The sequence below is a fragment of the Cedecea sp. B1(4) genome, assembly GCF_059414925.1.
On the sequence record NZ_JCAHMZ010000001.1, the window covers coordinates 272,648 to 296,964 of the forward strand.

The window sequence follows — 24,317 nt, forward strand, 5'->3', positions numbered from 1 at the left end:
CGTTATGATAATGCGAATTCTGCCGATAACGTTTCTCATTATCAATAACAATTGTTAGAATAGATAAAATTAATTTTACAAATACGCACAATAACTCCACGGGTTAGCAACATTTTGACATCGCTTGAACTGGCGGATTCGCCGCAAAAATCCCTTTCCTGTTGGCAACTTGCGCTGAGCGCCGGGCTGCTTGGCGTCGGGCAAAATGGCCTGCTGGTCGCGATCCCGGTGCTGGTGATGCAGACACATCTGAGCCTGTCCGTCTGGGCGGCATTGCTAACGCTTGGGTCGATGCTGTTTTTACCGTCCTCTCCGTGGTGGGGGAAACAGATCGCGCGCCTCGGCAGTAAGCCCGTGGTGCTTTGGGCGCTGGGAGGCTATGGCGCAAGCTTTATGCTGCTGGGACTTGGCTGCCTGCTGCTGGCCGCGGATGCGGTCGCGGGTTACATCGGATTGGGCATATTGATTGTGGCGCGGATTATCTACGGGTTGACCGTGTCGGCGATGGTTCCGGCCTGCCAGGTCTGGGCGCTGCAGCGTGCCGGGGAAGGAAAGCGCATGGCGGCGCTGGCCACGATCAGCTCAGGGCTAAGCAGCGGGCGCTTGTTTGGCCCGCTTTGCGCCGCCGGCATGTTAGCGATTCATCCGCTTGCGCCGTTGGGACTTCTGATGGTCGCCCCGCTGCTGGCGCTGGTGATGCTGTTGCGTCTGCCGGGCACGCCGCCGCAGCCCGCAGCCGAGCGTAAAAGCGCTCGGCTGCGGGCGGACTGCCTGCCTTATCTGCTTTGCGCTTTGCTGCTTTCGGCCTCAGTCAGCCTGATGCAGCTGGGGCTCTCTCCGGCGCTTACCCGCCAGTTTGCCACGGATACCGCCGCGATTAGCCATCAGGTTGCCTGGCTGCTGAGCTTGGCCGCGGTGGCCTCGCTCTCCGCGCAGTTCGGCGTTCTCCGGCCACAGCGCCTGACGCCGATGGCGCTGCTGTTGAGCGCCGGGCTGATGATGATCGTTGGCCTGGCGATGATGATTTCCGTCCAGCTGTGGCTGTTTTACGTCGGCTGCGCGGTACTGTCGTTTGGGGCCGCGCTGGCGACCCCGGCCTATCAACTGCTGCTGAACGATAAACTTGCCGATGGTGCAGGGGCCGGCTGGGTGGCGACCAGCCACACTCTGGGCTACGGGCTTTGCGCCATGCTGGTGCCGCTGGTATCAAAAACCGGGGCCGAGGCGGCGCTGATTATGGTGGCCTTTTTAGCCGCCGTGTTATTTACCGTGGTGTCCGGCGTTATCTGGCGCAGCCGCCACCGTTCACGTCATTCTGTCATTTAAGCGTAAGGAAAAGTTATGGCTGGAGTTCAGGGCTATCGCCTGTTTAACGTTCAACTGGCGCGGAAAACGGCCGTGTCGCCTTCGCTGCTGAGCCTGGTATTTAGCGGGCCTGATGTGGCGCAGATGAAATGTGATTCGCCGGATCAGCGTATTAAAATGCTGTTTCCGTCCGAAGACGGAACGCCGCCGTCGCTGCCTGCCGAAGGGCAGTGGTACCAGATTGCCCAGGGGATGCCAAAAGAGAAGCGCCCGGTGATCCGCACCTATACGCTGCGCCATGTCGATCCTGCCCGTCAGGAAGTGACGGTAGAATTTGTCAGCCACGGCACTGAAGGTCCGGCCTCCGCGTGGGCGATTAATTCTGTTCCCGGCGATGCTATCCAGATTGTGGCCCCGAACGCCGCCCACCCGGAAGACAGCGGCGGCTATGAATGGACGCCGCCTGCCGGGCTGCGAAATGCGCTGATTATCGCTGATGAGACGGCTTTACCCGCCGCACGAGGCATTCTGGAAATGCTGGCTCGCCAGGCTCAGCCGCCAAAAATACAGGCCTTTTTTGAGGTGCCGGACGAAGGGGACTGCGTGGACTTAAGCGCCTATGGCTTCGCCGAGATTAACTGGCTGCCGCGCAAAACCGTCTCTGCCACCCACGGCGAATGCCTGATTCAGGCGGTAAAAATGCAGGCGAGGGTGCCGGAAAGCGGCCATCACGAAGCTGTCCAGGAAGAGGCCGAAGGCGAACTGCTGTGGGATAAAGCCACCAGCGGCAGCAACGAGTTTTACGGCTGGGTAGCGGCGGAGTCGACGGTGGTTAAGCTGCTGCGCCGCCATTTGATTGGCGAACGTGGCGTTGAGCACGAAGCCATTAACTTTATGGCCTACTGGGCGAAAGGGCGAGTGCGTTAATATACTCGTCATACTTCAAGCTGCAGGTGCGTTGCCTGCACCTGCTCACCTCTGTCACATAGTTAGCTATGCTCCTGAGGATTCCCACTCTTGACGCCTTCCTGCAACTCGAATTGTTTAGAGAATTGTTTAGAGTATAGATAAGGCGGCCATTGGCCGCCCTGGATCAGATCTTCTTCAACTGCGGCATCAACATCACCGTGGTTTTCACAATCTGCATTAACTCTTCATAGCTGGCGTTCTCGCGGGCGCTGACCGACATCCCCTGAATGATGCAGCACAGGTATTTTGCCAAGCAGCGAATGTTACGTTCCGCCGGGATCTCGCCTTTTTGCTGGCGCATTTCAAGGAAACGCACCAGCGTTTGCTCCTGCACGGCATGGCGGGCTTTAATCGTTGCGGCGATGTCTTCCGACGACGCGGCCAGCACGGATGAGGTGCAAATGATAAAGCAACCAGCGGGCGTGCTCTTATCGGTAAAACATTGCGCGACCGCGGAAAGATAGTTCTCCAGCGCGGCTTCCATGGTCTGCTCTTCACAAAACAGGCAGGCCTCGTGCTTCGCCGCAAAGCGCGCGATATAGCGATCCAGCACCGCGCGGAACAGGCCTTCTTTGTTGATGAACTCCGCGTAGAGCGTTGGGGCCTTTGCCCCGGTGGCTTCTACCAGATGCGCCATGGATGTTGCTTCATAGCCATGCTGCCAGAAGAGTGTCATGGCCTTGTCGAGTGCTGCTTCCCTGTCAAACACTTTTGGACGGCCACGGCTTTTTTTGCTGCAACTTAAAGTCTCGGTTGCCATACCTGCCGTTTAACCTCTGTCTAATTAGTGAACACTTATTATAAAAATAATCGGCGGCGGTAGCCAGTGCCACGTTATGAAAAATAATTATTTCTTATCACAATGAAAAATAGCGCTTTTTTTAATTAATTAACGGTCGTTATTAAAATGTGTTGACGTGTGACGTGGATCACGATTATGATTTAGTTATCGATCGTTAACTAATTAAGTTTAACGACCTAACATTCACCTGCTTAGGACCTGAATCATGAAAACCTTAACTACTCTGTTCGCTGCCGCCGTGATTAGCTCAATCTCATTTGCAAGCTTTGCGGCTGTAGAAGTCTCCGCTACGCCTGCCGGCCAGCAAAAAGTCGGCACCATCAGCGCCGATGCGGGCAGCAACCTCTCTTCCCTGGAAGAACAGCTGGCCGCGAAGGCCGATGCAATGGGCGCTAAATCGTTCCGTATTACCTCCGTTAACGGTCCGAACACCCTGCACGGTACTGCCGTCATCTATAAATAAGCCAGACGTTAACCCTCAATACGTTTGACCTTATTCGTTATATGCCACTGCAAGCAAAAGGCCCTGTCTTTCGACAGGGCCTTCATGCTTAAACAAAGAAGGAAAAAGCGTGGTTTTTCCTTCTTTGTGGTTATCAGCCGAAAATCAATGAATTGATTTTCCTGGTTTTTAAGATGAAAGCACATGCAAGTATGTGTCTGTCATCAGGTTTAAGCCCTGTCGAAAGACAGGGCTTTTTTTTACGCCTGAAGATTTAACTCAGATTTCGTTGTTCGACTGGTCAGCGGCATGGGCACTGACGTTGACCGGCATCCCGGAACGGTGCTCCATGGCCTGTTCCATCACCTGCGCATCGGTTTTAGGTGCGTTGCGGAACTGCGTCATCTGCTCGTTCAGTACAATCGGCAGAACTTTCGGGTCATCATCAATCGCTTTGGACAGCGGCTGGTGAACTTCAACCAGGCGAGAGCCGTCTGGCTCAACGGACGCTTTGATTGGCGTGTTGATGATACGCACTGAAGTGCCGACCGGGACCGTGTTAAACAGCGCTTTGATATCGCCGTCGCGCAGGCGGATACAGCCGGAGCTGACGCGCATACCGATACCGAAGTCGGCGTTGGTGCCGTGTAGCAGGTAAACGCCGCCGAACGCTGCCAGGCGAATCGCGTGGTGCCCCATTGGGTTATCCGGCCCGGCAGGAACCACGGCCGGGAGCTTAATGCCCTGCGCCAGGTAACGCGCGCGAATATTGGCCGTTGGTGTCCAGGTCGGGTTGGCCCGTTTGTCGGAAATCTTGGTCACCATCGTCGGGGTCAACGTGTCTCCGCCCAGTTGGCCAATGCCAATCGGGTAAACGGTGACGCTGTTTTTCCCTGCCGGGAAATAATACAGACGCAGTTCGGCGAGGTTAATCACAATCCCCTCGCGTGGGACATCTGGCAGCAGCATCTGGCGCGGGATGGTCAGCACGCTCCCGGCGCGGGGCACATAAGGATCCACGCCCGGGTTGGCCTGCAGCAACGCCAGGAAACCGACGTTGTACTTTTTGGCAATGGCCTCCAGCGAGCCGCCGTCGTTTTCAACCTGATGGAACAGGTTTTTGCCGATCAGGCGGCTGTTAGCGGCGGGAAGCGGATAATCGTTAGCGCTGGCGGGCAGCGCCATGGCCGCGGCACCCAGTAAGGCTGCGGCGGTAAACCAGCGGCGGAAAGACAAAGTATGCGATGCAAACATAGCTTAAACCCTGCGATGTAATGGCTAATTTTTGAGGCAGATAAACGCCAATTATCGCTGAGCTGCGTGTCGGGAAGTCCTGGGGATTGCAAAGAGTGTGTAAATGTCACAGAAAATTGCGCCTTACCGGGCGGTAAGGCGCAGAGGCGTCAGGCCGCGGCGTTTTCCGCCAGGCTGCGCATAAAGTTACGCACCCATTCCATGCGTGTTTTTCTGTCCTCAAGCGCCTGGAAGAACTTCAGTCGGGTAGGGCCGTCAAGGCGGTAATGCTGCGGCTGCTTCTGCAGCAGGCCAATCAGCCACACAGGATCAACGTGGTTTTTCTCCGCGAACTCGATGGTGCCGCCTTTTTCATTGCCCTCAATCTTACGCACGCCCAGCTTCTGTGCCTGCTGGCGCAGCGCGGCGATATCCAGCAGATTACGTGCCGCATCCGGCAGCAGGCCAAATCGGTCGATAAGCTCGACTTTTAGCTCGTCCAGCTCGTGCTCGCCTTTGGCGCTGGCGATGCGTTTGTAGAACGACAGGCGCGTATTGACATCGGGAATAAAATCATCCGGCAGCAGGGCGGGCATTCGCAGCTCGACCTCTGTCTGGCTGTTGGTGAGATCTTCCAGCGAGGGCTCGCGGCCCTCTTTCAGCGCATCGACGGCGTTTTCCAGCAGCTCCATGTACAGCGAGAAGCCGATAGTTTCCATCTGCCCGCTCTGATCCTCCCCCAGCAGCTCGCCCGCGCCGCGAATTTCCAGGTCGTGGGTGGCTAACGCGAACCCGGCACCTAAATCTTCCAGCGAGGCGATCGCCTCCAGGCGTTTTTGCGCGTCTGTGGTCATTGCCTTCGGGTGCGGCGTCAGCAGCCAGGCATAGGCCTGGTGGTGAGAACGCCCGACGCGGCCACGCAGCTGGTGAAGCTGCGCCAGGCCAAAGTGGTCAGCCCGCTCGATGATGATGGTATTGGCGGTCGGAATATCGATCCCGGTTTCGATGATCGTGGTGCACACCAGCACGTTAAAACGCTGGTGGTGGAAGTCGTTCATCACCCGCTCCAGCTCGCGCTCGCGCATCTGGCCGTGGCCGATGGCAATACGCGCTTCTGGCACCAGTTCAGCCAGCTTATCGGCGGCTTTCTGAATGTTTTCGACGTCGTTGAAAAGGTAATACACCTGGCCACCGCGCAGCACTTCACGCAGGATGGCTTCCCGCACCACCAGATTGTCGTACTCGCGCACGAAGGTTTTCACCGCCAGGCGGCGTGCCGGAGGCGTGGCGATAATCGACAAGTCGCGCATGCCGCTCATTGCCATATTCAGGGTTCGTGGAATAGGCGTTGCGGTCAGCGTCAGAATATCCACGTCGGCGCGCATCGCTTTAATGCGCTCTTTGTGGCGCACGCCAAAGCGGTGCTCTTCATCGACAATCAACAGCCCAAGATCGCGCCATTTCACGTCGGCCTGCAGCAGCTTGTGGGTGCCGATCAGTATATCGATTTTCCCTTCGCTGGCCTGTTCCAGAATTTGGGTCTGTTCTTTGGCGCTGCGGAAGCGGGAAAGCATTTCAATGCGCACCGGCCAGTTGGCGAAGCGGTCGCGGAAGTTGTCGTAGTGCTGCTGAGCCAGCAGGGTCGTCGGCACTAGTACCGCCACCTGTTTGTTGTTCTCCACGGCCAGGAATGCGGCACGCATCGCAACTTCGGTTTTACCGAAGCCCACGTCGCCACACACCAGCCTGTCCATCGCCAGCGGGCGACACATGTCACTCAGCACGGCATTGATGGCCTGAGCCTGGTCCGGGGTCGTTTCGAACGGGAAGCTGTCACAGAACAGCTGGTACTGCTCGCGATCGTGCTTAAAGGCAAAGCCTTCTTTGGCGGCGCGCATCGCATAGATATCCAGCAGTTCAGCGGCGACATCGCGCACTTTCTCCGCTGCTTTTTGCCGGGCGCGGGACCAGGCATCGCTGCCCAGCTTGTGCAGCGGCGCATTTTCGTCGGCACCGCCCGCGTAGCGGCTGATCAGGTGCAGGGACGAAACCGGGACGTAAAGTTTGGCGTCGCCCGCGTAGGTCAGCATCAGGTATTCGGCGGTAATGCCCCCGGCTTCCAGCGTCGTCAGCCCGGCGTAACGGCCCACGCCGTGTTCCAGGTGAACCACCGGCTGGCCCGCATGCAGCTCGGCCAGGTTGCGGATCAGCGTGTCCGGGTTAATGGTGCGGCGGCTGTCCTGGCGACGGCGGCTGACGCGCTCGCCCAGCAGGTCGCTTTCGCAAATCAGCGCCCGGTTACGCAGGGTATCAATAAAGCCGTGCTCGCTGGCGCCGATCATCAGATAGCGGCCGTTATTTTCGGCTTCTTCCAGGCGGTAAATGCGTTTGGGCGCGACTTTGATGCGCCCGAGCAGTTCGCCCAGCGCTTCACGGCGGCCTTCGCTTTCGACCGAGAAAATCACCGGCCCGGTGAAGGACTCGAGGAACTTCCGCAGGCTATCCAGCGGGGCTTTCTGCTGTGCCTGCACGGCCAGGTCCGGCAGCGCCTGGTACCCCAGGTTCACGTTGGCGGCTTTCTTCGCCAGCGAATCAGTTTTGAGCTGCACGCGCGGCCAGGCTTTCAGCTCGCTAAACAGCGAGTCTGTTTTCAGCCACAGATCTTCCGGCGGCAGAAGAGGGCGCATCGGATCCACGCCGCGATTTTCAAAGCGGGCGTTTGCGTCCAGCCAGAAGCGCTCGGCGCTGGCTTCCAGATCGCCAGTGTTCACCAGCAGCGTGTTGGCCGGGAAATAGCTAAACAGCGTTGGCAGCGGTTCGCTGAAGAACAGCGGCTGCCAGTATTCGATCCCGGCAGGCAGCGTGCCTTTGCTCACCTGCTGGTAAATATGTTCGGCGTCGCGCTTGACGTCGAACTTGTCACGCCACTGGCTGCGGAACAGCTCAATGGCGTTTTTGTCGGTCGGGAATTCATGGGCCGGCAGCAGATTGATGGCGTCCACTTCTTCCAGCGTGCGCTGAGAATCCACGTCGAAGACGCGCAGGCTGTCGATTTCATCGTCAAAGAAGTCAATGCGGTATGGCTGGGGGCTGCCCATCGGGTAGAGGTCAAGCAAGGCGCCACGGGTGGCAAATTCGCCGTGCTCCATTACCTGATCGACGCTGCGATACCCGGCCTGTTCCAGCTGTGCGCGCAGGTTATCCCGCGACAGGCGCTGGCCTTTTTTCATCACCAGCGCGTGGCCGTGCAGGTAGCTGTGCGGGCAAACGCGCTGCATCAGGGTGTTCACCGGCATGATCAGCACGCCGTGCTGCATGGTCGGCAGCTGGTAAAGCGTGGACAGGCGCGAGGAGATGATTTCCTGATGCGGCGAGAAACTGTCGTACGGCAGCGTTTCCCAGTCGGCGAGATTGACCACCAGGTTGTCGGTGAACTGGGTGATTTCATCGTGCAGGCGCAGCGCGTTCTGCATATCCGGGGCAATCAGCACCACCGGGCCGCTATGGCGTTCAACGATTTCGGCGACTTCGGTCGCGCAGGCTGAACCGGTCAGCTCGCCCAGCAGGCGTTGTTCTGCGGGTTTACTCGGTAGGTCGTAACGGGCATGTTCAGGCATGGTCAGCGCGCGTTCTCCAGAAAACCGTGTTTTCACGGTAATAATATAAATTTTCTCTACTTATTATCCGTGATGGCGGCGCGAGTGCAACCGCTGAAAATAACGATAGGTGCGGTTCAGAGCATTTGTTGTTTCTGCTGGCTGAGCTTGCGATATTGCTGGGGTGACATACCGACGTAGCGGCTGAAGGTGCTATAGAATCGGCTACTGGATCGGAACCCCGCGGTCATCGCCACATCGAGGATGGTTTTGTCGGTGTCGCTGAGCAGAGCGCGTACGTGATTAACGCGCATCACCGTAATGTACTGTTTTAACGTGAGCTGCATGACGCGCTGGAAAATACCCATTGCATAGTTGGCATTGAGTTTTACGTGATCTGCGACGTCGTTGATGGTCAGCGCCTGATCGTAATTATCGGCAATAAAGCCCAACATCTGGCTGACATAGAATTGTGCGTGACGGGAGACGCTGTTCTTGTGGGTGCGCGAGGTTTTGTTAAGCAGGATAGGCTGCCATCCCGAAAGGCTAAAGCGCTTAAGCATCAGACCAATTTCATCGATCGCCAACTGCCGGATCTGCTCGTTCGGGCTGTTGGCTTCCTGCTGCCAGCGCAGGACCTCAAAGGTGCTGAGCTGCTGAGTCTCGAGTGATGTCACCACCATGCCGTGAGTCACGTGGTTAATGAGTTCTCGATCCAGTGGCCAGGAGAGAAAGAGGTGCATCGGCAGGCTCAAAATCGCCATTTGCCGACAGTTGCCCGGGCGCGTTAACTGATGCGGCGTACAAGCCCAGAACATCGTGATATGGCCCTGTTTAATCTGTACCATTTCGTTGTTAATCAGATATTCCACATCGCCATCAAACGGCACGTTAATCTCTACCTGGCCGTGCCAGTGGCTGGCGGGCATAGCGTGCGGTCGACGTAGCTCAATATCCAGACGCTGATATTCAGAATAGAGTGACAGCGGACTGCGAGTCTGCTTCTCATCGCCGTTGCACATATGCGGGTCAGGCGGCAGAAAGGTAATTGGCTCATCGCTCATCGTCACTCCATTTCCTGAATTATCAGAATCATACTATCAATACGGATTCAGTCTCCGCCTCTTCAACAGATATTAGCCTGGCTAACAGGCCGGATACTCTGCTTTTCAGTCTATTTATTCCCAAAAACTCAGGTTTTGTAGCGATCGACATCAGATCTGAGTTTCCGGGAATGCTCAATGGGGAAGATGGAGGTTTTTGCCGGAGGCGCGTGCCACGATGAAGACGTTACCTACTGTTCTGGAGAGTGATAATGACAGCCCCAAAAATTACCTTTATCGGCGCGGGTTCGACCATCTTCGTCAAAAATATTCTGGGCGATGTTTTTCATCGCGAAGCGCTCAGGTCGGCACACATTGCGCTGATGGATATTGATGAGACGCGTCTGGAAGAGTCACACATCGTGGTGCGCAAACTGATGGATTCCGCCGGGGCATCCGGCTACATCACCTGTCACACCGATCAAAAAGCAGCGCTGCAAGGGGCGGATTTCGTGGTGGTCGCGTTCCAGATTGGCGGCTACGAGCCTTGTACCGTCACCGATTTTGAGGTTTGTAAGGGTCATGGGCTGGAGCAAACTATTGCCGATACGCTAGGCCCCGGCGGCATTATGCGCGCCCTGCGCACCATCCCGCATCTGTGGCGGATCTGCGACGATATGACCGAAGTGTGCCCGCATGCGACGATGCTCAACTACGTTAACCCGATGGCGATGAACACCTGGGCAATGTATGCCCGCTACCCGCATATCAAGCAAGTGGGCCTCTGTCATTCGGTGCAGGGCACGGCGGAAGAGTTGGCCCGTGATCTGAACATTGATCCGGCCACGCTGCGCTACCGCAGTGCCGGGATAAACCATATGGCGTTCTACCTTGAGCTGGAGCGCAAAACTGCGGAAGGGCATTACGTCAACCTCTATCCAGAACTGCTCGCAGCTTATGAAGCGGGCCAGGCCCCGAAACCGAATATTCACGGCAATGAACGCTGCCAGAATATTGTGCGCTATGAGATGTTTAAAAAGCTGGGCTATTTTGTCACCGAATCGTCAGAGCACTTTGCGGAATATACTCCGTGGTTTATCAAGCCGGGGCGTGAAGATCTGATTGAGCGCTATAAAGTGCCGCTGGATGAGTACCCGAAACGCTGTGTCGAACAGCTGGCGAACTGGCATAAAGAGCTGGAAGAGTACAAAACGGCGGAACGCATAGATATTAAGCCGTCGCGCGAGTATGCGAGCACGATTATGAATGCCATCTGGACCGGTGAGCCTAGCGTGATTTACGGCAATGTCCGTAACGACGGGCTTATCGATAACCTGCCGCAGGGGAGCTGCGTTGAGGTCGCCTGCCTGGTGGATGCCAACGGAATCCAGCCCACCAAAGTTGGCGGGCTCCCATCGCATCTGGCCGCCATGATGCAAACCAACATCAACGTGCAGACGCTGCTGACCGAGGCCATTCTGACTGAAAATCGTGACCGCGTTTACCATGCGGCGATGATGGATCCTCACACCGCGGCAGTCTTGGGCATCGAAGAGATTTATGCGCTGGTGGATGACCTGATCGCCGCGCACGGAGACTGGCTGCCAGCCTGGCTGCATCGCTAATAAAAAAACGACGCCGGGTATAAGCCCCGGCGTTGACCTTTCTAATAACAGAAGGCGGGCGCTGGTAACGGTGACCCGGTACCCTATGAGCATCTCTCTGACAACAAAACTCAGTTACGGATTCGGTGCATTTGGTAAGGATTTCGCCATCGGTATCGTCTACATGTACCTGATGTACTATTACACCGATGTCGTGGGTTTATCGGTGGGCGTGGTAGGAACCCTGTTCCTGGTGGCAAAAATCTGGAACGCGTTTAACGACCCGGTGATGGGCTGGATTGTGAACGCCACGCGTTCGCGGTGGGGCAAATTTAAGCCGTGGATCCTGCTCGGCACGCTCACGAACTCGCTGGTGCTGTTTTTACTGTTCAGCGCCCACCTTTTTGAAGGGACGACCCAGGTGGTGTTTGTCTGCGTGACCTACATCCTCTGGGGGACGACCTATACCCTGATGGATATTCCGTTCTGGTCACTGGTGCCAACCATCACGCTGGATAAGCGTGAACGCGAACAGCTGGTGCCGTTCCCGCGTTTTTTTGCGAGCCTGGCTGGATTCGTGACTGCCGGGGTAACGCTGCCGTTTGTGAACTATGTGGGTGGGGCTGACCGCGGGTTTGGTTTTCAGATGTTCACGCTGGTGCTGATCGCGTTCTTTATCGCCTCCACGATTGTCACGCTGCGTAACGTCCATGAGGTTTTCTCGTCAGACAACGAGGCCACGGCGGACAGCACCCGGCTGTCGCTGAAATCCATACTCGCCCTTATCTATAAAAATGATCAGCTTTCTTGCCTGCTGGGGATGGCGCTGGCCTATAACGTCGCCTCCAATATCATTACCGGCTTTGCCATTTACTATTTCACCTATGTCGTCGGGGATGCGGATCTGTTCCCGTACTATCTTTCCTATGCAGGGGCGGCAAACCTGCTCACCCTGGTGCTGTTCCCGCGTCTGGCGAAAGCGCTGTCCCGCCGTATCCTTTGGGCGGGGGCTTCGATTCTGCCGATGGTCAGCGGGGGCGTGCTGCTGGTGATGGCGCTGGCGGGCTCGGCTAATGTGCTGGTCATCTGCCTTGCGGGCGTATTCCTTAACGTCGGTACCGCGCTGTTCTGGGTGCTGCAGGTGATTATGGTGGCGGATACCGTTGATTACGGTGAATACAAGTTTAACGTTCGCTGCGAAAGTATTGCCTATGCGGTGCAGACGATGGTGGTGAAGGGCGGCTCGGCGTTTTCAGCCTTCTTTATCGCGGTCGTTTTAGGCGTCATTGGCTATGTGCCGAACGTCGCCCAGTCGGCTGACACAATACTCGGGATGCAGTTCATCATGATTGCGCTGCCGACGTTATTCTTTGCCATCACCCTGGTGCTCTATTTTCGCTTTTATCGTCTGAACGGCGACCGGCTTCGCAAAATCCAGATTCACCTGCTGGATAAATATCGCAAAGTGTCGTCCCCGGCAGTGCCACAGGAAACACCGGCCATGCCGATAGCCGTTACTCGTGATGTACGGGCTTAATCTACGGAAAAGCAACCCGCTCAGGCGGGTTGCTGAAGCACTTACCGGCTGGCGGCGATTTGCGCGGGAGGAGAGAAAAACAGATCGCCGAACAGCGCGACCGAAAGCTTGCGGAAACCGAGGCCAACCAGCGTACAAATGCCCAGGCTAACAAACGGGTAGACCAGCAGAATCGCCAGCACCAGCGTGTCAGAAAGCGCACCGCTGTTGATTTTAGCCAGCATGACCAGGCTTATCGCTTCGATCAAAATGCGGTGCGTGGTGTAAATGGCAATCGTATTCGAGCCCACCACGTTCAGGAAGCTGTCTTCACGAGCTTCGCGCCAGCCGTTCAGCAAATAGAACCCGCGCAGGATAGCTACGATAGACACCAGAGAAATCACCAGTGGCACGTTGACAAAGTAAAGCGCCAGCGATCCCAGGGCGATGCCTGCGCAGACAAACGGGTGTTGCGAAAAGCGGAAGTCCTTCATCCAGGCCATCAGCAAAGGGCCAAACCACGCGCCGAGGCCGTAATACACCATATTCCGCACCACGCTGTTCAGCCCCCACCACGGCAGCGGTACAAAGGCGATAACAACGTTGATGCCCATCAACGCCAGCAGCACCGTGATGCGGTAGCGGCGCAGGGCTTTAAACATCACGAAGTAAACCAGCAGGGCGTAGAGGTACCACAGGCTGGTGCTGGCCTTTGCCATGCTAAGAGCAAACTGCCCCAGTGAGTCGGCGTAGGCGGCGTTGGACGTCGGGTTACGCTCAAGATCGGGTGCCAGCCATTGGTTAAGGTGCGTCAGCGCGATCCACTGGATCAGGCCCCACAGCAGTAACACGTAAAAAATGTTCCACAGCCGCTTGTCCACGCTGTCGCGCCATTTCACTTCATGGATGTAGCGGGTGATCAGGTAGCCGGAAATAAAGAAGAATACCGGCATTCGGAAGGGGGCGAGGTAGAGATTAAGGTAAGTCCAGAGTTTGGCGACATACAGATTCAGGCCGGGCCCGAGAGATGTGAGGTGAGGGTAGAAGGTAATCACCGAATGGTAGATAACCACCAGGCAAATGCATAATCCTTTGATTTGGTTGATCCAGAGTTGCTTTTTCTTCATGCGATATCCGCGTCGTGACGGGCTCCAGTTGTCATGGGCCTGCTATCCTGGTGTCAAACCGATGCGATCTCGACCTCAATTGTCTGTTTTTGGTGCTGATTTGGTAAATTTAGGAAAAGGTGCAGGCACTTGAGATGTAACGGGAATAATTTAGTCGACGGAATTCATTTGGCCGGGGAGGTGTCGTATACTTCCCGGATCTTTGCTTAGGCAACCCGCAACAAGACGGATTTCATGTATCAACCTGTCGCGTTATTTATAGGCCTGCGCTACATGCGTGGGCGAGCAGCGGACCGCTTCGGTCGCTTTGTCTCCTGGCTGTCGACGATTGGCATCACCCTCGGGGTGATGGCGCTGGTCACGGTTCTTTCGGTGATGAATGGCTTCGAGCGTGAGCTGCAAAACAACATCCTCGGCCTGATGCCGCAGGCGTTGATCACATCACCTTCCGGCTCTATTAATCCCCAGCAACTTCCCGCTGATTCCCTGAAACTTCAGGGCGTGACGCGTATTGCGCCGCTGACTACCGGTGACGTGGTGCTGCAAAGCGCCCGCAGCGTGGGAGTGGGCGTAATGCTGGGCGTACAGCCGGACGAGAAAGATCCGCTTTCCCCGTACCTGGTAAACGTTAAGCAGGCCGATTTGGTGGCCGGGCAGTACAACGTCATCCTCGGCGAGCAGCTTGCCAGTTCTCTGGGCGTTAAGCGCGGAGAAACTATCCGTATTATGGTGCCGTCCGCCAGCCAGTTTACGCCGATGGGGCGTTTGCCGAGCCAGCGTCTGTTCACCGTGATTGGTACCTTCGCCGCCAGCAGCGAAGTGGACGGCTACCAGATGCTGGTCAACCAGCAGGACGCCTCACGCCTGATGCGTTACCCGGCGGGCAATATCACCGGCTGGCGTTTGTGGCTGGCTGAGCCGCTCAAGGTCGATGTGCTGAGCCAACAAACGCTGCCGCAGGGCACCGAATGGAAAGACTGGCGCGAGCGCAAAGGCGAGCTGTTCCAGGCCGTGCGCATGGAGAAAAACATGATGGGGCTGCTGCTGAGCCTGATCGTGGCCGTCGCCGCCTTTAATATCATTACCTCCCTTGGCCTGCTGGTGATGGAAAAGCAGGGCGAAGTGGCGATTCTGCAAACCCAGGGGCTGACCCGCCGCCAGATCATGACAGTGTTTATGGTGCAGGGCGCGGGCGCGGGCGTGATTGGCGCGCTGCTCGGGGCTTTACTCGGGGCGCTGCTTGCCAGCCAGTTGAATAATTTAATGCCGATCATCGGCATCCTGCTTGATGGCGCGGCCCTGCCGGTCGCCATCGAACCGGTACAGGTTGTGGTGATTGCCATTGTGGCGATGGCCATTGCTTTGCTGTCCACGCTTTACCCTTCGTGGCGCGCCGCCGCGACCCAACCCGCTGAGGCTTTACGTTATGAGTAATTCTGTCCTGTTGCAGTGTGACAACCTGTGCAAACGCTATCAGGAAGGCAAAGTGCAAACGGATGTGCTGCACGATGTCAGCTTCAGCATCAACGCGGGTGAACTGATGGCGATTGTCGGCAGCTCCGGCTCCGGCAAAAGTACCTTGCTGCACCTGCTGGGCGGGCTGGACACGCCGACTTCCGGCGACGTGGTATTTAACGGCCAGGCGATGAGCAAACTCTCCTCGGCGGCGAAGGCGGAGCTGCGTAACCGCGAGCTGGGCTTTATCTACCAGTTCCACCACCTGCTGCCGGACTTCACCGCGCTGGAAAACGTGGCGATGCCGCTGCTTATCGGTAAGAAAAAGCCGGAAGAAGTGCAGAAACGTGCGCTGGAGATGCTGGCCGCCGTTGGGCTGGATCACCGCAGCAGCCACCGCCCGTCGGAGCTGTCCGGCGGCGAACGTCAGCGCGTGGCGATTGCCCGTGCGCTGGTGAACAACCCACGTCTGGTGCTGGCGGATGAGCCGACCGGCAACCTCGACGCGCGCAACGCCGACAGTATTTTTGAGCTGCTGGGCGAACTGAACGTGCGCCAGGGCACCGCATTCCTGGTCGTCACCCACGATCTGCAACTGGCGAAACGCATGTCCCGCCAGCTGGAAATGCGCGATGGCCGCTTAACCAGCGATCTGACGTTGATGGGAGCGCAGTAATGGCTTCCCCGCTTTCTCTATTGATTGGTCTGCGTTTCAGCCGCGGGCGACGCCGCAGCGGCATGGTGTCGCTGATCTCGGTGATCTCCACGCTCGGCATCGCGTTGGGCGTGGCGGTGCTGATTGTCGGCCTGAGCGCGATGAACGGCTTCGAACGCGAGCTGAAAAACCGCATTCTTGCCGTGGTGCCCCACGGTGACATTGAGCCGGTGAACCAGCCCTTTACCAACTGGCAGCGGGCGCTGCCCGAGGTGGAAGGCGTCAAAGGCATCGTGGCCGCCGCGCCGTATATTCGCTTTACCGGGCTGGTGGAAAGCGGGGCGAATCTGCGCGCCGTTGAAGTAAAGGGCGTTGATCCGGTGCAGGAAACGCAGCTGAGCGCTCTGCCACAATACGTCCAGAACAATGCCTGGGCGAACTTCAAGGCCGGGCAGCAGCAAATCATCATGGGCAAAGGCGTGGCGGATGCGCTGAAGGTGAAGCAGGGCGACTGGGTGTCGATCATGATCCCCAACAACGACGGCGGCACCAAGCTGATGCAGCCCAAGCGTGTCCGACTGCAAATCGCCGGTATTCTGTCCCTGAGTGGCCAGCTGGATCACAGCCTGGCCATGGTGCCGCTGCAGGATGCTCAGGGCTACCTGGATATGGGCGATAGCGTCACCGGGATAGCCATCAAGGTGAATGACGTGTTTAACGCCCGGCAGCTGGTGCGTGACGCCGGGCTGGCAACCAATTCTTACGTGCGTATCAGCAGCTGGATTGATACCTACGGCTATATGTACCGCGACATCCAGATGATCCGCGCCATCATGTATCTGGCGATGGTGCTGGTGATCGGCGTGGCCTGCTTTAACATCGTTTCCACGCTGGTGATGGCGGTGAAAGACAAGAGCAGCGACATCGCGGTGCTGCGCACGCTGGGGGCCAAAGACGGTCTGATCCGCGCTATTTTCGTCTGGTACGGGCTACTGGCCGGGCTGCTGGGCAGCGTCAGCGGCGTGGTGGTTGGCGTGCTGGCTTCGTGGCAGCTGACCAACATTATCGGCGTGATTGAAAAACTCATCGGGCACCATTTCCTGTCCGGTGATATTTATTTCATTGATTTCTTACCTTCTGAGCTGCACTGGCTGGACGTGGTTTACGTTCTGGTGACGGCGCTGGTCCTTAGCCTTCTGGCTAGCTGGTATCCGGCCCGGCGCGCAAGCAATATCGATCCGGCAAGGGTGCTAAGCGGACAATAAATTCAATTAACTATAATTTGCCCTACATCATTCGAGCTGTGACCCGGCAGAATCCAGGCACAGCTTGAGGCGCAACGGGCATTGGGAGCAGCGATGTATTACGGATTTGATATCGGCGGCACTAAGATTGCACTCGGCGTTTACGACCAGCAGCGGCGTTTACTTTGGGAAGCCCGGGTTGCTACTCCTCATGACAGTTACGAAAATTTCCTCGACGCGGTGGTCGGGCTGGTGGCGCAGGCAGACGAGAAGTTTAACTGCCGCGGCTCGGTAGGCATTGGCATTCCGGGCATGCCGGAAACCGACGACGGCACGCTGTATGCCGCCAACGTTCCGGCTGCCAGCGGCAAACCGCTTCGCGCAGACCTGAGCGCAATGCTTGAGCGCGACGTGCGCATCGACAACGACGCCAACTGCTTCGCGCTTTCCGAAGCCTGGGACGACGAATTCCTCAACTACCCGGTGGTGATGGGTCTGATCCTCGGCACTGGCGTCGGCGGCGGCATCATCATCAACGGCAAATCTATCACCGGCCGCAGTTATATCACCGGCGAATTCGGCCATACCCGCCTGCCGGTGGACGCGCTGGAAATCCTCGGGCGTGATATCCCTTTCACCCGCTGCGGCTGCGGTAAAAACGGCTGCATTGAAAACTACCTCTCCGGGCGCGGCTTTGCCTGGCTGTGGCAGCACTTCTACCAGGAGCCGCTGGACGCGAAAGAGATCATCTCCCGCTACCGCCAGGGCGACGAGCAGGCCATCGAGCACGTGGACCGTTTCCTGGAGCTGCTGGCCGCCTGCCTCGGCAATTTATTGACCTCAATTGACCCGCATCTGGTGGTGATTGGCGGAGGATTGTCTAACTTTAGCGATATCTACGCCCAACTGCCGGAACGCTTGCCGAAGTACCTGCTGCCGGTTGCCGCAGTGCCGCGTATTGAACAGGCGCGCCACGGTGACGCAGGCGGTATGCGTGGTGCGGCATTCCTCCACTACACGGAGTAAGTCATGCTTTCTCGTCGTCAGCACCGGCTGAGCCGGTTTCGGAAGAACAAACGCCTGCTGCGCCAACGTTTGCGTCAGCGCATCTTTTTCAGAGACAGGACAGGGCCGGAAGCGATGGACAGACCAAGAGTAGTTGTACTGACCGGGGCGGGGATCTCCGCTGAATCAGGCATCCGTACCTTCAGAGCCGCTGACGGACTGTGGGAAGAGCACCGCGTCGAAGACGTGGCGACGCCGGAAGGCTTCGCCCGCGACCCGGCGCTGGTGCAGCGTTTTTATAACGACCGCCGCCGCCAGCTTCAGCAGCCGGAAATCCAGCCCAACGCCGCGCATCTGGCGCTGGCGAAGCTGGAAGAGGCGCTGGGTGACCATTTTGTGCTGGTCACCCAGAATATCGACAACCTCCACGAGCGGGCGGGCAGTAAAAACGTCATCCATATGCACGGCGAGCTGCTGAAAGTTCGCTGCGCCAGCAGCGGCCAGGTGCTGGACTGGCAGGACGATATTACCCCGGAAGACCGCTGCCACTGCTGCCAGATTTCCTCGGCATTGCGCCCGCACGTCGTCTGGTTCGGCGAAATGCCGCTGGGCATGGACGAGATTTATCAGGCGATTGCCACCGCAGATTACTTTATTGCTATCGGTACCTCCGGGCACGTTTACCCGGCGGCGGGCTTTGTGCATGAGGCCCGTTTGCAGGGGGCACACACCGTGGAGCTGAATCTGGAGCCAAGCCAGGTTGGCAGCGAGTTTGAAGAGAAGCATTACGGGCTGGCGAGTCAGGTGGTGCCGGAGTTTGTGGATAAGCTTTTGAAGGGATTGTAGTGCTTCTGAGCCCCTCATCCTAACCCTCTCCCCAAAGGGGAGAGGGAACTGGATCGAGCATAAATCAATTGTTTTCCCCCTCTCCCTTCCAGAGAGAGGGCCGGGGTGAGGGTTGGCGAAGTTTAGACCTACCGCCCCGCCTTTAACCGCTGATAATAAGACTCATACAGCGCGCTCGCGTCACCCACATCGTTCTGCCACTCGCCAGCCTTAATCACCTCTGCATCCGGGTACAGCGACTTATCTTCTGCCACATTCTTCGGCAGCAGCTTGCGGGCTTCGAGGTTTGGCGTCGGGTAGCCGATGGTTTCCGCCACCTGCTTAGCCACGTCCGGGCGCAGCAGGAAGTTGATCAGCTTCAGCGCGCCGTCGACGTTCTTCGCGTTGGCCGGAATCGACAGGTTATCCATCCAGAAAATCCCGCCTTCCTTCGGCCAGACGATCTCCAGCGGCGTCCCGGCCTGGCGAGCGACATAGGCCGAACCGTTCCACACCATACCGAGGTTCACTTCGCCTTCCATATACGGGTTGGCCGGGTTGTCGGAGTTAAATGCCGCCACGTTGGGCATCAGCTTTTGCAGCTCGTGGTACGCGGCCTCGATCTCCTTCGGATCGGTGGTATTGCCGGACAGGCCAAGCTTGCGCAGCGCCATCTGGAACACTTCGCGCGCGTCGTCGGTCAGCAGCAGGCTCTGCTTATACTCCGGCTTCCACAGGTCGGCCCAGCTGGTGACGCTCTTCGGATCGATAGCGTCGCTGTTCACGCCAATCGCCGTGGCCCCCCAGATATACGGGATGGAATAGTCGTTATTCGGGTCGAACGGCTTGTTCAGCATATCCGGGTCGAGATTTTTGAAGTTGCTGAGCTGGCTCTTGTCGATCTTCTGGATCATCCCTTCTTTGCGCATCTTCGCCACAAAGTAGGTGGATGGCACCACGAGATCATACGCGCCGTCTTTGTAGGTCTTGAGCTTGGCGTACATGGTTTCGTTCGACTCGTAGGTCGAATAAATCACCTTGATGCCAGTCTCTTTGGTGAACTGCTCCAGCAGGCCCGGCGGCACGTACTCGGTCCAGTTGTAGAAATAAAGCGTCTTGCTGTCGTCGGCATGTGCGGCGCCGAAGCTGAGCGCCAGAGCGCCCGCAGCAAGCAGGTGGCGTGGCCATTTTTTCATTTTAACGTCCCCTGAGGTTGAGTTTTATCGCGAAGAATCAGCTGGCTGGCGATCACCAGCAGCAGTGAAAGTAACAGCAGAATAGTGGCCAGGGCGTTCACTTCCGGCGAAACGCCGACCTTGACCATCGAGTAAATTTTTAGCGGCAGGATCTCGTAGCTTGGCCCGGTCACGAACGAAGACACCACCACATCGTCCATCGACAGGGTAAAGCTTAGCAGCCAGCCAGCGGCCACGGCGGGCATCGCCAGCGGCAGAATAATCTTGCGCAGAATGGTCAGCTCGCTCGCACCCAGGTCGCGCGCAGCTTCCAGCATCTTCACGTCGAACCCTTTCAGGCGCGAGTAAACGGTGACCACCACAAACGGCAGGCAGAAGGTGATGTGGGAAAACAGCAGCGACCAGAAGCCAAGCGACACGCCCAGCAGCATAAACAGCACCAGCAGCGAGATAGCCATCACGATGTCCGGGGACATCATCACCACAAACAGCATTCCGCTGACGAACGGCTTGCCGCGAAAGCGATAGCGGTACAGCGCCACAGCGGTAAGTGAGCCAATAAGCGTGGCGGCGCTGGCAGAAAACACCGCCATCGTCAGCGAATGCTTTGCGGCCTGCAGCAGGCTGTCGTTATTCATCAGCAGGCTGTACCAGTTAGTGGTGAACTCCTGCCAGTTAATGCCGAAGCGAGAGCTATTGAACGAGTTCACGATCAGGATAACGATCGGGATATACAAAAAAGCGTAAATGGCGGACATAAAGCCGCCGCGAAGCAGGCGTCCGATCATTCCAGTTCCACCTTCTTGTTAAGCAGGCGCGCCGCGCGCCAGTACACCAGCAGCATCAGGCCCATTACCAGCGTCAGCGTAATGCTCGTCGCTGCGCCAAACGGCCAGTCGCGAATGTTGAGGAACTGGCTCTTAATCACGTTGCCGATCAGCAGGTTCTTCGCGCCGCCCATCAAATCCGACACGTAGAACAGCCCCATCGCCGGCAGCATCACCAGCAGGCAGCCAGCGACAATTCCCGGCATGGTCAGCGGCAGAATAATGCGCACAAAAGTTTGCAGCTTGCTGGCGCCGAGATCCCGCGCCGCCTCAAGCAGCGGCTTGTCCAGCTTCTCAATGCTCGAGTAAAGCGGCATCACCATAAACGGCAGCAGGATATACACCAGGCCGATAATCACCGCGCTCGGAGTGAACATGATGCGGATCGGTGTGTCAATAAGCCCCAGCCACAGCAGGAACTCGTTGAGGTAGCCCTTGGTGCTGAGGAAAATCTTCAGCCCGTAAATACGGATCAGCGAGTTGGTCCAGAACGGCACAATCAGCAGGAACAGCAGCAGCGGGCGCACCTTCTCCGGCAGCCGCGCCAGGAACCAGGCGAAAGGGTAGCCGAGCACCAGGCAGGCCAGGGTGGCTATCGCCGCCATGTTCAGCGAGTGCAGCAGCACCTGGGCGTACAGCGGGTCGGCCAGCCGGGTGTAGTTATCCAGCGTAAACACCAGGCTCACGAAGTTGTCGTTATCGCGAGTCAGGAAGCTGGTGACGATGATCATCAGGTTGGGCAGGAAGACAAACAGCAGCAGCCAGCCCACCACGGTGGCAATCACCACATTCTGGAATTTACGCGAGCTCTTCATCTGCCAGCACAACCTCCCAGCTTTCTACCCAGGTCACCGCCATTTTTTGATCCAGTGTATGGTCAAAGTCCGGGTCATCTTCGTTAAAGAACTCGCTGACCATCACCATCTTGCCGTTTTCCAGCTCGACGGTGGACTCCAGCGTCATGCCCTTGTAGTTGCGCTCGCGCACATAGCCAATCAGGCCGTCCACTTCCCGGGCGTCGTTGACCTCTTCCACGCGCAAATCTTCCGGGCGCAGCAGCACCTTCAGGCTTTGCCCGACGGTCACCGGCTGGTTCACGAAGATATGGCATTCGCGGCCTTCCACGTTCGCCCGCACGCGCTGCTCGTCGATGCGCTCGAGCACCGTCGCGTCGAAGATATTGATCTCGCCGATAAAGCTCGCCACAAACAGGTTCTTTGGCTCTTCGTAAATTTCTCGCGGCGTGCCGTCCTGCTCAATCTTGCCGTCGCGCATCACCACGATACGGTCAGACATGGTGAGGGCTTCTTCCTGATCGTGCGTGACGAACACAAACGTAATGCCGAGCTTGCGCTGCAGGGCTTTGAGCTCGTTCTGCATCTGCTTGCGCAGCTTGTAGTCCAGCGCCGACAGCGACTCATCGAGCAGAAGCAGCCGGGGCTTGTTCACCACTGCGCGGGCAATTGCCACACGCTGCTGCTGGCCGCCGGAAAGCTGGTTTGGCTTGCGCTGGGCGAACTCTTCCAGCTGCACCATTTTCAGCGCTTCGGCCACGCGCGGGGTGATTTCCGCCGCCGGCGTTTTCTGCATCCGCAGGCCAAAGGCGACGTTTTCAAACACCGTCATGTGCGGAAACAGGGCGTAGCTCTGGAAAACGGTATTCACGTGGCGGTGCTCGGCAGGCACATGGGTGATGTCCTGATTATCGAGCGTGATTTGCCCGGCATCGACGGTTTCTAACCCGGCGATAAGGCGCAGTACGGTGGTTTTGCCGCAGCCGGAAGGGCCTAGCAGCGTCAGGAATTCACCATGATTAATGGTGAGGGAGAAGTCAGAAATTACGGATTTACCATCAAAGCGCTTGGCGACTCCCGCCAGGTTGACCAGCATGGAGTGCGAACGAGGCTGTTTTTTCAATTTTTTACGCTGTCCCATAAATGACGTATCCGGAGCGAAGGATACGGGGTTTGTGATTAACCACCTTGGGTTTTGGCACGTTGAGTAAGGGCTGGCATTCTACGGCAAAGCGGCGGGATCGCCAATCCCGATGGCCACAAAGCCTGGCCGTTATCGTCTACGGTTAAAGGTACGTTTTACCCTGGCTTTGTTACGTCCTGCGAAAACTATTTTTTTCCGTAACCGACTAAAAGTGACCTGACGCAATATTTGCCCGATGCGGCTTATTGATAATTGATGTCACAAAAAACGAGGGTGGCTAAATGGATAAATTACTTGAGCGCTTTTTGCAGTATGTCTCTCTGGACACGCAATCCAGGCCCGGCGTTAAGCAGGTGCCGAGCACCGAAGGGCAATGGAAGCTCCTGCGCCTGCTAAAAGAGCAGCTGGAACAGTTAGGGCTGGTGGACGTCACGCTCAGCGACCACGGCACGGTGATGGGCACGCTGCCATCGAACGTCGGGCACGCTGTCCCGGCCATTGGTTTTATCTCCCACGTTGACACCGCGCCGGACTTCACCGGCAAAAACGTGAACCCGCAGATCGTCGAGAACTACCGCGGCGGCGACATCGCGCTCGGCATCGGCGATGAAATTCTCTCCCCGGTAATGTTCCCGGTGCTGCACCAGCTGATGGGCCAGACGCTGATCACCACCGACGGCAAAACCCTGCTGGGCGCGGACGACAAAGCAGGCGTGGCGGAAATCATGACCGCGCTGGCGGTATTAAAAGGCAAAAACGTCCCGCACGGCGACATCCGCGTAGCCTTTACCCCGGACGAGGAAGTCGGGAAGGGCGCGCACTTCTTCGACGTCGACGCCTTTAACGCCGAATGGGCTTATACCGTGGACGGTGGCGGCGTGGGCGAGCTGGAAAGCGAGAACTTCAATGCCGCGTCCGTGACCATCAAAATCGTCGGTAACAACGTGCACCCCGGCACAGCCAAAGGGGTGATGGTGAACGCCCTGTCGCTGGCGGCGCGCATCCACGCTGAAGTCCCGGCGGACGAAAGCCCGGAATGCACCGAAGGCTACGAAGGCTTCTACCACCTGAACACCATGAAAGGCTCCGTCGACCGCGCCGAGATGCACTACATCATCCGCGACTTCGACCGCGAGCAGTTCGAAGCCCGCAAGCGCAAAATGATGGAGATCGCCAAGAAAGTCGGCAAAGGCCTGCACCCGGACTGCTATATCGAGCTGGTGATAGAAGACAGCTATTACAACATGCGCGAGAAGGTGGCCGAGCATCCTTATATTGTCGAAGTGGCCCAGCAGGCGATGCGTGACTGCGACATCGAGCCTGTCATGAAGCCGATCCGCGGCGGCACCGACGGCGCCCAGCTGTCCTTCAAAGGCCTGCCGTGCCCGAACCTGTTCACCGGCGGCTATAACTACCACGGCAAGCACGAGTTCGTGACCCTGGAAGGAATGGAGAAGGCGGTGGCGGTGATAGTGCGAATTGCTGAGCTGACGGGGAAGGCGGGGGGGACGGGCGCTTAGCGCTAGTTGAATGAA

At 57.4% G+C, this 24,317-nt stretch carries 20 protein-coding genes; 11 read left to right on the top strand and 9 right to left on the bottom strand.

Going from position 1 to position 24,317, the window contains the following annotated elements; translation table 11 throughout:
* The first annotated feature begins 114 nt into the window (after positions 1-114).
* Both ACR6JA_RS01305 and ACR6JA_RS01310 read left to right on the top strand, forming a co-directional pair.
* Entirely contained in the window at positions 115-1,326 is a 1,212-nt protein-coding gene (locus tag ACR6JA_RS01305; protein WP_494493364.1) for an MFS transporter, read from the top strand.
* Between the two features lie 15 nt (positions 1,327-1,341).
* Entirely contained in the window at positions 1,342-2,232 is an 891-nt protein-coding gene (locus tag ACR6JA_RS01310; RefSeq protein WP_494493365.1) for a siderophore-interacting protein, read from the top strand.
* A 166-nt stretch (positions 2,233-2,398) separates the two neighbouring features.
* On the opposite strand, the gene ACR6JA_RS01315 is transcribed toward ACR6JA_RS01310, so the two are convergent.
* A complete protein-coding gene (locus tag ACR6JA_RS01315; RefSeq protein WP_008453420.1) occupies positions 2,399-3,034 on the bottom strand; it encodes a TetR/AcrR family transcriptional regulator in 636 nt (211 codons plus the stop codon).
* Between the two features lie 247 nt (positions 3,035-3,281).
* Here ACR6JA_RS01315 and bhsA point away from each other — a divergent pair, with 247 nt between their 5' ends.
* Positions 3,282-3,539 carry a multiple stress resistance protein BhsA gene (bhsA, locus tag ACR6JA_RS01320; protein ID WP_213716301.1) on the top strand — a complete coding sequence of 86 codons (258 nt, stop codon included), beginning with the start codon at positions 3,282-3,284 and terminating at the stop codon, positions 3,537-3,539.
* Between the two features lie 258 nt (positions 3,540-3,797).
* On the opposite strand, the gene ldtC is transcribed toward bhsA, so the two are convergent.
* The 3 genes from ldtC to melR form a co-directional block, all read right to left on the bottom strand.
* Complete coding sequence (gene ldtC / locus ACR6JA_RS01325) at positions 3,798-4,772, bottom strand: L,D-transpeptidase LdtC (RefSeq protein ID WP_213716300.1); 975 nt, start codon at positions 4,770-4,772, stop codon at positions 3,798-3,800.
* Between the two features lie 149 nt (positions 4,773-4,921).
* A complete protein-coding gene (gene mfd / locus ACR6JA_RS01330; protein ID WP_494493366.1) occupies positions 4,922-8,368 on the bottom strand; it encodes a transcription-repair coupling factor in 3,447 nt (1,148 codons plus the stop codon).
* A 116-nt stretch (positions 8,369-8,484) separates the two neighbouring features.
* On the bottom strand, positions 8,485-9,411 hold the full coding sequence (gene melR, locus ACR6JA_RS01335; protein ID WP_213716298.1) for a transcriptional regulator MelR: 927 nt from the start codon (positions 9,409-9,411) through the stop codon (positions 8,485-8,487).
* Positions 9,412-9,659: 248 nt separating this feature from the next.
* Between melR and melA the strand changes: the two genes are divergently transcribed.
* Positions 9,660-11,015, top strand: coding sequence for an alpha-galactosidase (gene melA, locus ACR6JA_RS01340; RefSeq protein WP_494493591.1), 1,356 nt, complete (start codon positions 9,660-9,662; stop codon positions 11,013-11,015).
* 85 nt (positions 11,016-11,100) lie between these two features.
* Complete coding sequence (gene melB, locus ACR6JA_RS01345; protein ID WP_494493367.1) at positions 11,101-12,531, top strand: melibiose:sodium transporter MelB; 1,431 nt, start codon at positions 11,101-11,103, stop codon at positions 12,529-12,531.
* Positions 12,532-12,572: 41 nt separating this feature from the next.
* Here the strand turns inward: melB and ACR6JA_RS01350 are convergent, their stop codons facing one another.
* Positions 12,573-13,637: an acyltransferase family protein gene (locus tag ACR6JA_RS01350; RefSeq protein WP_494493368.1), complete on the bottom strand. Its 1,065-nt coding sequence runs from the start codon at positions 13,635-13,637 to the stop codon at positions 12,573-12,575.
* Between the two features lie 234 nt (positions 13,638-13,871).
* Here ACR6JA_RS01350 and lolC point away from each other — a divergent pair, with 234 nt between their 5' ends.
* The 5 genes from lolC (at position 13,872) to cobB (ending at position 18,842) form a co-directional block, all read left to right on the top strand.
* Entirely contained in the window at positions 13,872-15,071 is a 1,200-nt protein-coding gene (gene lolC / locus ACR6JA_RS01355) for a lipoprotein-releasing ABC transporter permease subunit LolC (RefSeq protein WP_494493369.1), read from the top strand.
* The gene (gene lolD / locus ACR6JA_RS01360; protein WP_039292004.1) at positions 15,064-15,768 is read left to right on the top strand and encodes a lipoprotein-releasing ABC transporter ATP-binding protein LolD; all 705 of its coding nucleotides are present in this window, start codon (positions 15,064-15,066) and stop codon (positions 15,766-15,768) included. Before lolC ends, lolD begins: the two co-directional genes overlap by 8 nt.
* Positions 15,768-17,012, top strand: coding sequence for a lipoprotein-releasing ABC transporter permease subunit LolE (lolE, locus tag ACR6JA_RS01365; RefSeq protein WP_039292006.1), 1,245 nt, complete (start codon positions 15,768-15,770; stop codon positions 17,010-17,012). Before lolD ends, lolE begins: the two co-directional genes overlap by 1 nt.
* Positions 17,013-17,105: 93 nt before the next feature.
* Positions 17,106-18,017, top strand: coding sequence for an N-acetylglucosamine kinase (gene nagK, locus ACR6JA_RS01370; RefSeq protein WP_039292009.1), 912 nt, complete (start codon positions 17,106-17,108; stop codon positions 18,015-18,017).
* A 3-nt stretch (positions 18,018-18,020) separates the two neighbouring features.
* Positions 18,021-18,842, top strand: coding sequence for a Sir2 family NAD+-dependent deacetylase (gene cobB / locus ACR6JA_RS01375; RefSeq protein WP_008453397.1), 822 nt, complete (start codon positions 18,021-18,023; stop codon positions 18,840-18,842).
* 128 nt (positions 18,843-18,970) lie between these two features.
* Here cobB and potD read toward each other — a convergent pair whose 3' ends face one another.
* Genes potD through potA form a run of 4 tightly spaced genes read right to left on the bottom strand, consistent with a single transcriptional unit; the run spans position 18,971 to position 22,779 of the window.
* Positions 18,971-20,017 carry a spermidine/putrescine ABC transporter substrate-binding protein PotD gene (gene potD / locus ACR6JA_RS01380; protein WP_039301991.1) on the bottom strand — a complete coding sequence of 349 codons (1,047 nt, stop codon included), beginning with the start codon at positions 20,015-20,017 and terminating at the stop codon, positions 18,971-18,973.
* Positions 20,014-20,805: a spermidine/putrescine ABC transporter permease PotC gene (potC, locus tag ACR6JA_RS01385; protein WP_494493370.1), complete on the bottom strand. Its 792-nt coding sequence runs from the start codon at positions 20,803-20,805 to the stop codon at positions 20,014-20,016. The genes potD and potC overlap by 4 nt, the downstream gene beginning before the upstream one ends.
* The gene (potB, locus tag ACR6JA_RS01390; protein ID WP_039301993.1) at positions 20,802-21,659 is read right to left on the bottom strand and encodes a spermidine/putrescine ABC transporter permease PotB; all 858 of its coding nucleotides are present in this window, start codon (positions 21,657-21,659) and stop codon (positions 20,802-20,804) included. The genes potC and potB overlap by 4 nt, the downstream gene beginning before the upstream one ends.
* Positions 21,643-22,779: a spermidine/putrescine ABC transporter ATP-binding protein PotA gene (gene potA / locus ACR6JA_RS01395; protein WP_494493371.1), complete on the bottom strand. Its 1,137-nt coding sequence runs from the start codon at positions 22,777-22,779 to the stop codon at positions 21,643-21,645. The genes potB and potA overlap by 17 nt, the downstream gene beginning before the upstream one ends.
* 284 nt (positions 22,780-23,063) lie before the next feature.
* Between potA and pepT the strand changes: the two genes are divergently transcribed.
* The gene (gene pepT, locus ACR6JA_RS01400) at positions 23,064-24,302 is read left to right on the top strand and encodes a peptidase T (RefSeq protein WP_494493372.1); all 1,239 of its coding nucleotides are present in this window, start codon (positions 23,064-23,066) and stop codon (positions 24,300-24,302) included.
* Positions 24,303-24,317 lie beyond the last annotated feature (15 nt).

What these genes read in the sequence shown, in the direction of transcription:
- ACR6JA_RS01310 (WP_494493365.1), top strand. Translation starts at nt 1,342, where the DNA reads ATGGCTGGAGTTCAGGGCTATCGCCTGTTTAACGTTCAACTGGCGCGG.
- ACR6JA_RS01315 (WP_008453420.1), bottom strand. Translation starts at nt 3,034, where the DNA reads ATGGCAACCGAGACTTTAAGTTGCAGCAAAAAAAGCCGTGGCCGTCCA.
- bhsA (WP_213716301.1), top strand. Translation starts at nt 3,282, where the DNA reads ATGAAAACCTTAACTACTCTGTTCGCTGCCGCCGTGATTAGCTCAATC.
- ldtC (WP_213716300.1), bottom strand. Translation starts at nt 4,772, where the DNA reads ATGTTTGCATCGCATACTTTGTCTTTCCGCCGCTGGTTTACCGCCGCA.
- mfd (WP_494493366.1), bottom strand. Translation starts at nt 8,368, where the DNA reads ATGCCTGAACATGCCCGTTACGACCTACCGAGTAAACCCGCAGAACAA.
- melR (WP_213716298.1), bottom strand. Translation starts at nt 9,411, where the DNA reads ATGAGCGATGAGCCAATTACCTTTCTGCCGCCTGACCCGCATATGTGC.
- melB (WP_494493367.1), top strand. Translation starts at nt 11,101, where the DNA reads ATGAGCATCTCTCTGACAACAAAACTCAGTTACGGATTCGGTGCATTT.
- ACR6JA_RS01350 (WP_494493368.1), bottom strand. Translation starts at nt 13,637, where the DNA reads ATGAAGAAAAAGCAACTCTGGATCAACCAAATCAAAGGATTATGCATT.
- lolC (WP_494493369.1), top strand. Translation starts at nt 13,872, where the DNA reads ATGTATCAACCTGTCGCGTTATTTATAGGCCTGCGCTACATGCGTGGG.
- lolD (WP_039292004.1), top strand. Translation starts at nt 15,064, where the DNA reads ATGAGTAATTCTGTCCTGTTGCAGTGTGACAACCTGTGCAAACGCTAT.
- lolE (WP_039292006.1), top strand. Translation starts at nt 15,768, where the DNA reads ATGGCTTCCCCGCTTTCTCTATTGATTGGTCTGCGTTTCAGCCGCGGG.
- nagK (WP_039292009.1), top strand. Translation starts at nt 17,106, where the DNA reads ATGTATTACGGATTTGATATCGGCGGCACTAAGATTGCACTCGGCGTT.
- cobB (WP_008453397.1), top strand. Translation starts at nt 18,021, where the DNA reads ATGCTTTCTCGTCGTCAGCACCGGCTGAGCCGGTTTCGGAAGAACAAA.
- potD (WP_039301991.1), bottom strand. Translation starts at nt 20,017, where the DNA reads ATGAAAAAATGGCCACGCCACCTGCTTGCTGCGGGCGCTCTGGCGCTC.
- potC (WP_494493370.1), bottom strand. Translation starts at nt 20,805, where the DNA reads ATGATCGGACGCCTGCTTCGCGGCGGCTTTATGTCCGCCATTTACGCT.
- potB (WP_039301993.1), bottom strand. Translation starts at nt 21,659, where the DNA reads ATGAAGAGCTCGCGTAAATTCCAGAATGTGGTGATTGCCACCGTGGTG.
- potA (WP_494493371.1), bottom strand. Translation starts at nt 22,779, where the DNA reads ATGGGACAGCGTAAAAAATTGAAAAAACAGCCTCGTTCGCACTCCATG.
- pepT (WP_494493372.1), top strand. Translation starts at nt 23,064, where the DNA reads ATGGATAAATTACTTGAGCGCTTTTTGCAGTATGTCTCTCTGGACACG.